We start from the raw sequence: 6,538 nt of genomic DNA, 5'->3' as shown, positions 1-6,538 counted from the left end.
AATTAGGAGGAATGAATATGTCATCATTTGCGTATAAAAGAATATTCGTCATCGTCATGGATTCTGTAGGGATTGGTGAAGCGCCTGATGCAGAAAAATTTGGGGATATCGGTGCAGATACACTAGGTCATATTGCAGATAAAATGAATGGACTAAAGATGTCGAACATGGCAAAGCTTGGTCTTAGTAATATCCGTGAAATTAAAGGAGTTAAAAAAGCTGAAAATCCGCTTGCTTTTTATACAAAAATGCAGGAAGCGTCGAATGGAAAGGACACAATGACAGGTCACTGGGAAATAATGGGCCTAAATATTCAAACTCCATTTCAAGTTTTTCCTAATGGCTTTCCAGAAGAGCTCATATCCGAATTAGAATCACGTACAGGAAGAAAGGTGATTGGCAATAAACCAGCAAGCGGAACGGAAATTATTGTAGAGCTTGGGGAAGAGCATATGAAAACAGGGGCTCTCATCGTTTATACTTCAGCTGATTCCGTTTTGCAAATTGCGGCCCATGAAGAAATTATTCCGATTGAGGAGCAATATCGGATTTGCAAAATTGCCCGCGAATTAACTTTAGATGAAAAATATATGGTCGGCAGAGTGATTGCCAGACCTTTTACTGGCAAGCCAGGAAATTTCCAAAGAACTTCTAATCGTCATGATTATGCGCTAAAGCCATTTGAACGGACAGTTATGTCTGAGCTAAAGGATGCAGGATTGGATGTTATTGCGATTGGAAAAATTTCCGATATATTTGATGGAGAAGGGGTAACTGAATCACTGCGCACGGTTTCAAATATGGACGGCATGGATAAGTTATTGCAATCATTCGATATGGATTTTACAGGCTTAAGCTTCCTTAATCTTGTTGATTTTGATGCACTTTATGGACATCGGCGTGATCCAATAGGCTATGGCAAAGCGCTTGAAGAATATGACGAGCGCCTTCCTGAAGTATTTGCCAAAATGCAAGAGCATGATTTATTAATTATTACAGCAGATCATGGAAACGATCCCGTCCATCATGGAACAGATCATACGAGAGAATTTGTGCCACTCTTAGTTTATGAAAAAAATATGGAAGAAGGTAAAGAGCTTCCGATTAGGAAAACCTTTGCGGATATCGGTGCTACCGTTGCAGAAAATTTCCAAGTTAAAATGCCAGCAAATGGAAGAAGTTTCTTAACAGAATTAAAATAGGAGGAAAAGTGAAAATGGATTATCAAAAAATTCAGCAGGCTGCACAATTTTTAAAAGGAAAATATAAGCAGCAGCCATTAATTGGCCTTATTCTTGGTTCAGGATTAGGTGTATTAGGAGATGAAGTAGAAGACGCCTTAAAAATTCCATACAATGAAATTCCTAATTTTCCAGTTTCCACGGTAGAAGGCCATGCAGGAAATCTAGTCTTTGGCTTATTAAATGGAGTTCCCGTTGCAGTTATGCAAGGCCGTTTTCACTATTATGAAGGATATAGCTTCGATAAAGTAACATTTCCGGTAAGAGTCATGAAGGAGCTTGGAATTAAGCAATTAATTGTGACTAATGCTGCCGGCGGAGTAAATGAAACATACTCGCCGGGGGATTTAATGCTTATTTCTGATCACATTAATAACATGGGGAATAATCCATTAATTGGTCCAAATGATTCTCAGATGGGGGTACGTTTTCCTGATATGTCAGAAGCATACTCTAAAGAGCTGAGAATGCTTGCAAGAAAAATGGCCGAAAAATTAAACTTGTCCATTCAAGAAGGTGTGTATGTTGGAAATACAGGCCCGACCTATGAAACTCCTGCTGAAGTCCGCATGCTCCGTACTATGGGCGGGGATGCTGTAGGAATGTCAACCGTTCCTGAGGTAATAGTGGCAAGGCATGCAGGATTGAAAGTGCTCGGAATTTCATGTATTTCGAATATGGCAGCCGGAATCTTAGATCAGCCGCTTAACCATGAAGAGGTTATTGAGACTACAGAGAAAGTGAAGACTCATTTTCTGCAGTATGTAAAAGAAATTGTCGCAGAGATGGGAACAAAAAATTAATTTTACCAAATTAAACTTTCGCATTACCCATGAAATTATGAAAACGGATCGGTGATTAAAAATGAGAATGATTGATATTATTGAAAACAAACGAGACGGAAAAGAGCTTTCTTCTGAAGAAATTCAATTTTTCATTCAGGGATATACGGATGGATCTATTCCTGACTATCAAGCAAGTGCCCTAATGATGGCGATTTATTTTCAAGATATGACTGAAAAGGAAAGAGCCGATCTAACTATGGCTATGGTACAGTCAGGGGATCAAATCGATTTATCAAAAATTGAAGGAATAAAGGTAGATAAGCATTCAACGGGTGGAGTTGGGGATACAACAACGCTAGTATTAGGACCACTCGTTGCAGCGGTAGGCGTTCCCGTAGCAAAAATGTCTGGCAGAGGTCTCGGACATACGGGCGGAACGATTGATAAGCTGGAATCAGTCAATGGTTTCCATGTGGAACTGGAGAACGAAGAGTTTATAAATCTTGTCAATACAAATAAAATTGCTGTCATTGGACAAAGCGGGAATTTAACACCTGCTGATAAAAAGCTATATGCTCTTCGTGATGTAACGGCTACAGTGAATAGCATTCCGCTAATCGCAGGCTCCATTATGAGTAAAAAAATCGCGGCTGGTGCGGATGCCATTGTTCTTGATGTCAAAACCGGCGCCGGAGCTTTCATGAAAACACTTGATGACTCAAGGGAGCTCGCAAAGGCGATGGTTCAGATTGGTAACAATGTTGGCAGAAATACAATGGCAATCATATCTGATATGAGCCAGCCGCTCGGGTATGCAATCGGAAATGCATTGGAAGTGAAGGAAGCTATTGATACGCTTAAAGGGGAAGGTCCAGAGGATTTAACTGAACTATGCCTGACTTTAGGAAGCTATATGGTTTATTTAGCTAAAAAGGCTAATACACTGGAGGAAGCACGTACCATGCTGGAGGGTGCCATAAAGGATGGGACTGCATTAAATGTCTTTAAAACCTTTTTAACCGCGCAAGGCGGGGATGGGGCCGTTGTAGATAATCCAGACATGCTTCCACAGGCGAAGTATACTTTTGAACTGGAAGCAACGGAAGATGGCTATGTATCTGAAATGGTCGCAGATGAAATTGGAACAGCGGCTATGCTTCTTGGAGCGGGAAGAGCAACGAAGGAGTCTGTTATCGATCTTGCTGTTGGTCTAATTCTTCGCAAAAAAATTGGCGACCAAGTAAAAAAAGGCGATTCGCTCGTAACCATTTATAGTAACTTCGAAAATATTTCAGAGATTACAAAAAAGCTATATGAGAATATAAGGATATCTGAGAATAAAGTAACCCCACCAGTATTAATTCATGAAGAAATATCTGAATAAGAACTGAAAAATAGAAGCGTCAGTGGAACTAATTTCCCTGGCGTTTTTTATGTTTAATAAGTAATGATTGATCCAAATTTATAAATTATCCGATCACTGAAGAAAATATTCATTTTAGTATGGAACGAGTTGTATAATTTCCCTCCAATTGGAAAGGATGGAGCCTATAAAGAATGGAGGGTTATGTGATGAAACGAATAATCTCTATAATGGTGATGTCCTTTTTATTAGCATCTGCCTTTGTACCATCTGCTTTAGCTAGAGAAAGTGAGGTAGATCTTGTCCAAAATGTGAAGTCTGCTATTTTAATTGAGCGCGACACAGGGACAGTGCTATATGAAAAAAACAGTGATGAAAAACTTCCGCCCGCAAGCATGACAAAGGTTATGACCATGCTCCTAATCATGGAAGCAATTGATAATGGAAAGCTTTCCATGGATGAAAAAATTCGTACGAGTGAATATGCAGCTTCAATGGGAGGTTCCCAAATTTTCCTTGAGCCTGGTGAGGAAATGACAACGAAGCAGATGTTAGAAGGGATTGCGATTGCATCTGGAAATGATGCATCTGTTGCCATGGCAGAAAGGCTTGCAGGTTCTGAGGAAGAATTTGTCAAGCAAATGAACAAAAAGGCAAATGAACTCGGGTTAAAGAATACCGAATTTAAATCAGCCACTGGACTGCCTGGTAAAAAGGATTTCAGTACTGCTCATGATATGGCAATTATGGCTAAAGAACTTCTTAAATATGAAGATATAACTAAATTTACTAGTACCTATGAATCATACTTGCGTGAAGGCTCAGATAAAAAGTTTTGGCTCGTCAATACGAACAGGCTAGTTCGTTTCTACCCAGGTGTTGATGGACTAAAGACTGGATTTACAAATGAAGCTAAATATTGCTTAACAGCAACAGCACAAAAAGACGGGATGCGAGTCATAGCTGTTGTGTTTGGAGCGCCTACATCTAAGGAACGTAATGCACAAGTTACAAAAATGCTGGACTATGCTTTTAGTCAATACAAAACCCACCCTATGTTTAAAAGAAACATAGCTCTAGGTCATGTGGCTGTAAGCAAAGGTGAAAAGAAAAAGATTGAAGCTCTTACAAGCGAACCGATCTCCTTATTAACGAAAAAAGGCGAAAACATTGAAAATATTAAACAATCTATCGTTTTGGACAAGAATTTAAAGGCACCCATTAAAAAAGGAGATAAGGTCGGTACTTTAAAGCTCATTCAAGACGGAAAAACATTAGTGGAAAGCCCTCTTGTAGCAAAAGAAGCCAGCAAGGAAGCGAACTGGTGGACTTTGTATAAACGGTCCATTGGAATGTTTACAAGAGCAGGATAATAGCTAATATGTCGAAAATAACTATATGCCTTCTACTTTTAGCGAATAAGCACTAGTTTTGTCTTAAGGAAGGAAATGCGAGTTAGAATATCGAATTGGACTCACTAGAGACTAGATAAGGAGGCTATAATAGTGAGTCTTTCGATTAATTTAGAAGTAAAAAGAGATGTCTTATGTATTCGTCTTAGCGGGGAATTAGATCATCATTCAGCTGATGAGCTGCGTGAACAAGCGACGAAGGCAATTGAAGATTATGATATCCACCATATTGTATTAAATCTTGAGCAGCTTTCATTTATGGACAGCTCAGGACTAGGTGTTATTCTGGGCCGGTATAAACAAATTAAACAGCATCATGGTGAAATGGTTGTTTGTGCAATTTCTCCAGCCGTACAAAGATTATTCGAAATGTCGGGGTTATTTAAGATTATTCGCTTAGAACCGACTGAAGAATTTGCTTTGCAAAGACTGGGGGTTGCCTAATATGAAAAATGAAATGCATATTCAGTTTAGTGCATTAAGCCAAAATGAATCATTTGCCCGTGTAACTGTTGCTGCATTTATTACCCAGCTAGACCCAACAATGGATGAATTAACTGAAATAAAGACCGTTGTTTCTGAAGCAGTTACAAATGCGATTATTCATGGCTATGAACAGGATCCAAATGGAATGGTTTATATAACCGTTAAAATGGAGGACGGCTTTATTGATATGTCTATTAGGGATGAAGGATCAGGGATTATGGATGTGGAAGAGGCACGTCAGCCATTATTTACAACGAAGCCTGAGCTAGAAAGATCAGGTATGGGCTTTACGATTATGGAAAACTTTATGGATGAAATCGAAATTCAATCGCAACCGGGGAAAGGCACAGAGATCCGATTAAGAAAGCATTTATCAAATAGTAAAATGCTGTGTAATTAAGGAGTCTTGCTATGGATGTGGAGGTAAAAGCTGATAAAGGCCAAGCATTTTTGAAGGATTATGAAGTGAAGGATCTTATTAAAAAGAGCCAGGATGGGGATCAGAGTGCACGGGATACGATTGTTCAAAAGAACATGCGTCTCGTATGGTCTGTTGTCCAGCGCTTTTTAAACAGGGGATATGAACCAGATGATCTCTTCCAAATCGGATGTATTGGATTGCTAAAGTCTGTTGATAAATTCGATTTAAGCTATGATGTTAAGTTCTCAACGTATGCGGTGCCAATGATTATTGGAGAAATCCAGCGATTTATTCGCGATGATGGAACAGTGAAAGTGAGCCGGTCTCTTAAAGAGATGGGGAATAAAATCCGGAAGGCGAAAGATGAGTTATCAAAATCACTTGGCCGCATCCCAACAGTCAATGAACTTTCCGAGTTTCTTGATATTCCACCAGAGGATATTATTCTTGCGCAGGAAGCTGGACGAACCCCTTCGTCCATCCATGAAACCGTATATGAAAATGATGGAGATCCGATTACATTGCTTGATCAAATTGACGATGGCAATGAAGGGAAATGGTTCGATAAAATAGCCTTAAAAGAAGCCATTAATGATTTAGATGAAAGGGAAAGGTTAATCGTTTACTTACGTTATTACAAAGACCAGACCCAATCAGAGGTTGCTGCGAGACTTGGGATTTCACAAGTTCAAGTTTCAAGGCTAGAGAAAAAAATACTTCAGCAAATGAAAGACCGTATGGACGTATGATCCATACGGTTTTTTCACGTCAAGCTCCAGTGCATTTGTACTTTTATGCATCTAAATATTGGTAATCATGAAGTCAATATA

7 protein-coding genes are annotated in these 6,538 nt (G+C 39.3%); all 7 read left to right on the top strand.

Translation table 11 applies throughout. The annotated features are described in order from the left end of the window. The first annotated feature begins 17 nt into the window (after positions 1 to 17). Complete coding sequence (gene deoB, locus V7149_RS20235; RefSeq protein ID WP_335347396.1) at positions 18 to 1,202, top strand: phosphopentomutase; 1,185 nt, start codon at positions 18 to 20, stop codon at positions 1,200 to 1,202. A 14-nt stretch (positions 1,203 to 1,216) separates the two neighbouring features. Further along, the gene (locus tag V7149_RS20230; protein WP_335347395.1) at positions 1,217 to 2,044 is read left to right on the top strand and encodes a purine-nucleoside phosphorylase; all 828 of its coding nucleotides are present in this window, start codon (positions 1,217 to 1,219) and stop codon (positions 2,042 to 2,044) included. A gap of 61 nt (positions 2,045 to 2,105) precedes the next feature. Next, entirely contained in the window at positions 2,106 to 3,410 is a 1,305-nt protein-coding gene (locus tag V7149_RS20225) for a pyrimidine-nucleoside phosphorylase (protein WP_335347394.1), read from the top strand. Positions 3,411 to 3,598: 188 nt separating this feature from the next. Then, positions 3,599 to 4,762, top strand: coding sequence for a D-alanyl-D-alanine carboxypeptidase family protein (locus V7149_RS20220; protein WP_335347393.1), 1,164 nt, complete (start codon positions 3,599 to 3,601; stop codon positions 4,760 to 4,762). A 132-nt stretch (positions 4,763 to 4,894) separates the two neighbouring features. Continuing rightward, positions 4,895 to 5,245: an anti-sigma F factor antagonist gene (gene spoIIAA, locus V7149_RS20215; protein ID WP_335347392.1), complete on the top strand. Its 351-nt coding sequence runs from the start codon at positions 4,895 to 4,897 to the stop codon at positions 5,243 to 5,245. A gap of 1 nt (position 5,246) precedes the next feature. Further along, positions 5,247 to 5,687 carry an anti-sigma F factor gene (gene spoIIAB, locus V7149_RS20210; protein WP_335347391.1) on the top strand — a complete coding sequence of 147 codons (441 nt, stop codon included), beginning with the start codon at positions 5,247 to 5,249 and terminating at the stop codon, positions 5,685 to 5,687. Between the two features lie 11 nt (positions 5,688 to 5,698). Continuing rightward, entirely contained in the window at positions 5,699 to 6,457 is a 759-nt protein-coding gene (gene sigF / locus V7149_RS20205; RefSeq protein WP_335347390.1) for an RNA polymerase sporulation sigma factor SigF, read from the top strand. Positions 6,458 to 6,538: the final 81 nt, after the last annotated feature.

It is taken from the genome of Bacillus sp. JJ1503 (genome assembly GCF_036965125.1).
Classification (GTDB): domain Bacteria; phylum Bacillota; class Bacilli; order Bacillales; family Cytobacillaceae; genus Cytobacillus.
This window is presented reverse-complemented; position numbering and strand designations above follow the sequence as displayed.

Bases quoted from the DNA above. Each gene is read 5' to 3' on its own strand.
- deoB (WP_335347396.1), top strand. From the start codon at position 18: ATGTCATCATTTGCGTATAAAAGAATATTCGTCATCGTCATGGATTCT.
- V7149_RS20230 (WP_335347395.1), top strand. From the start codon at position 1,217: ATGGATTATCAAAAAATTCAGCAGGCTGCACAATTTTTAAAAGGAAAA.
- V7149_RS20225 (WP_335347394.1), top strand. From the start codon at position 2,106: ATGAGAATGATTGATATTATTGAAAACAAACGAGACGGAAAAGAGCTT.
- V7149_RS20220 (WP_335347393.1), top strand. From the start codon at position 3,599: ATGAAACGAATAATCTCTATAATGGTGATGTCCTTTTTATTAGCATCT.
- spoIIAB (WP_335347391.1), top strand. From the start codon at position 5,247: ATGAAAAATGAAATGCATATTCAGTTTAGTGCATTAAGCCAAAATGAA.
- sigF (WP_335347390.1), top strand. From the start codon at position 5,699: ATGGATGTGGAGGTAAAAGCTGATAAAGGCCAAGCATTTTTGAAGGAT.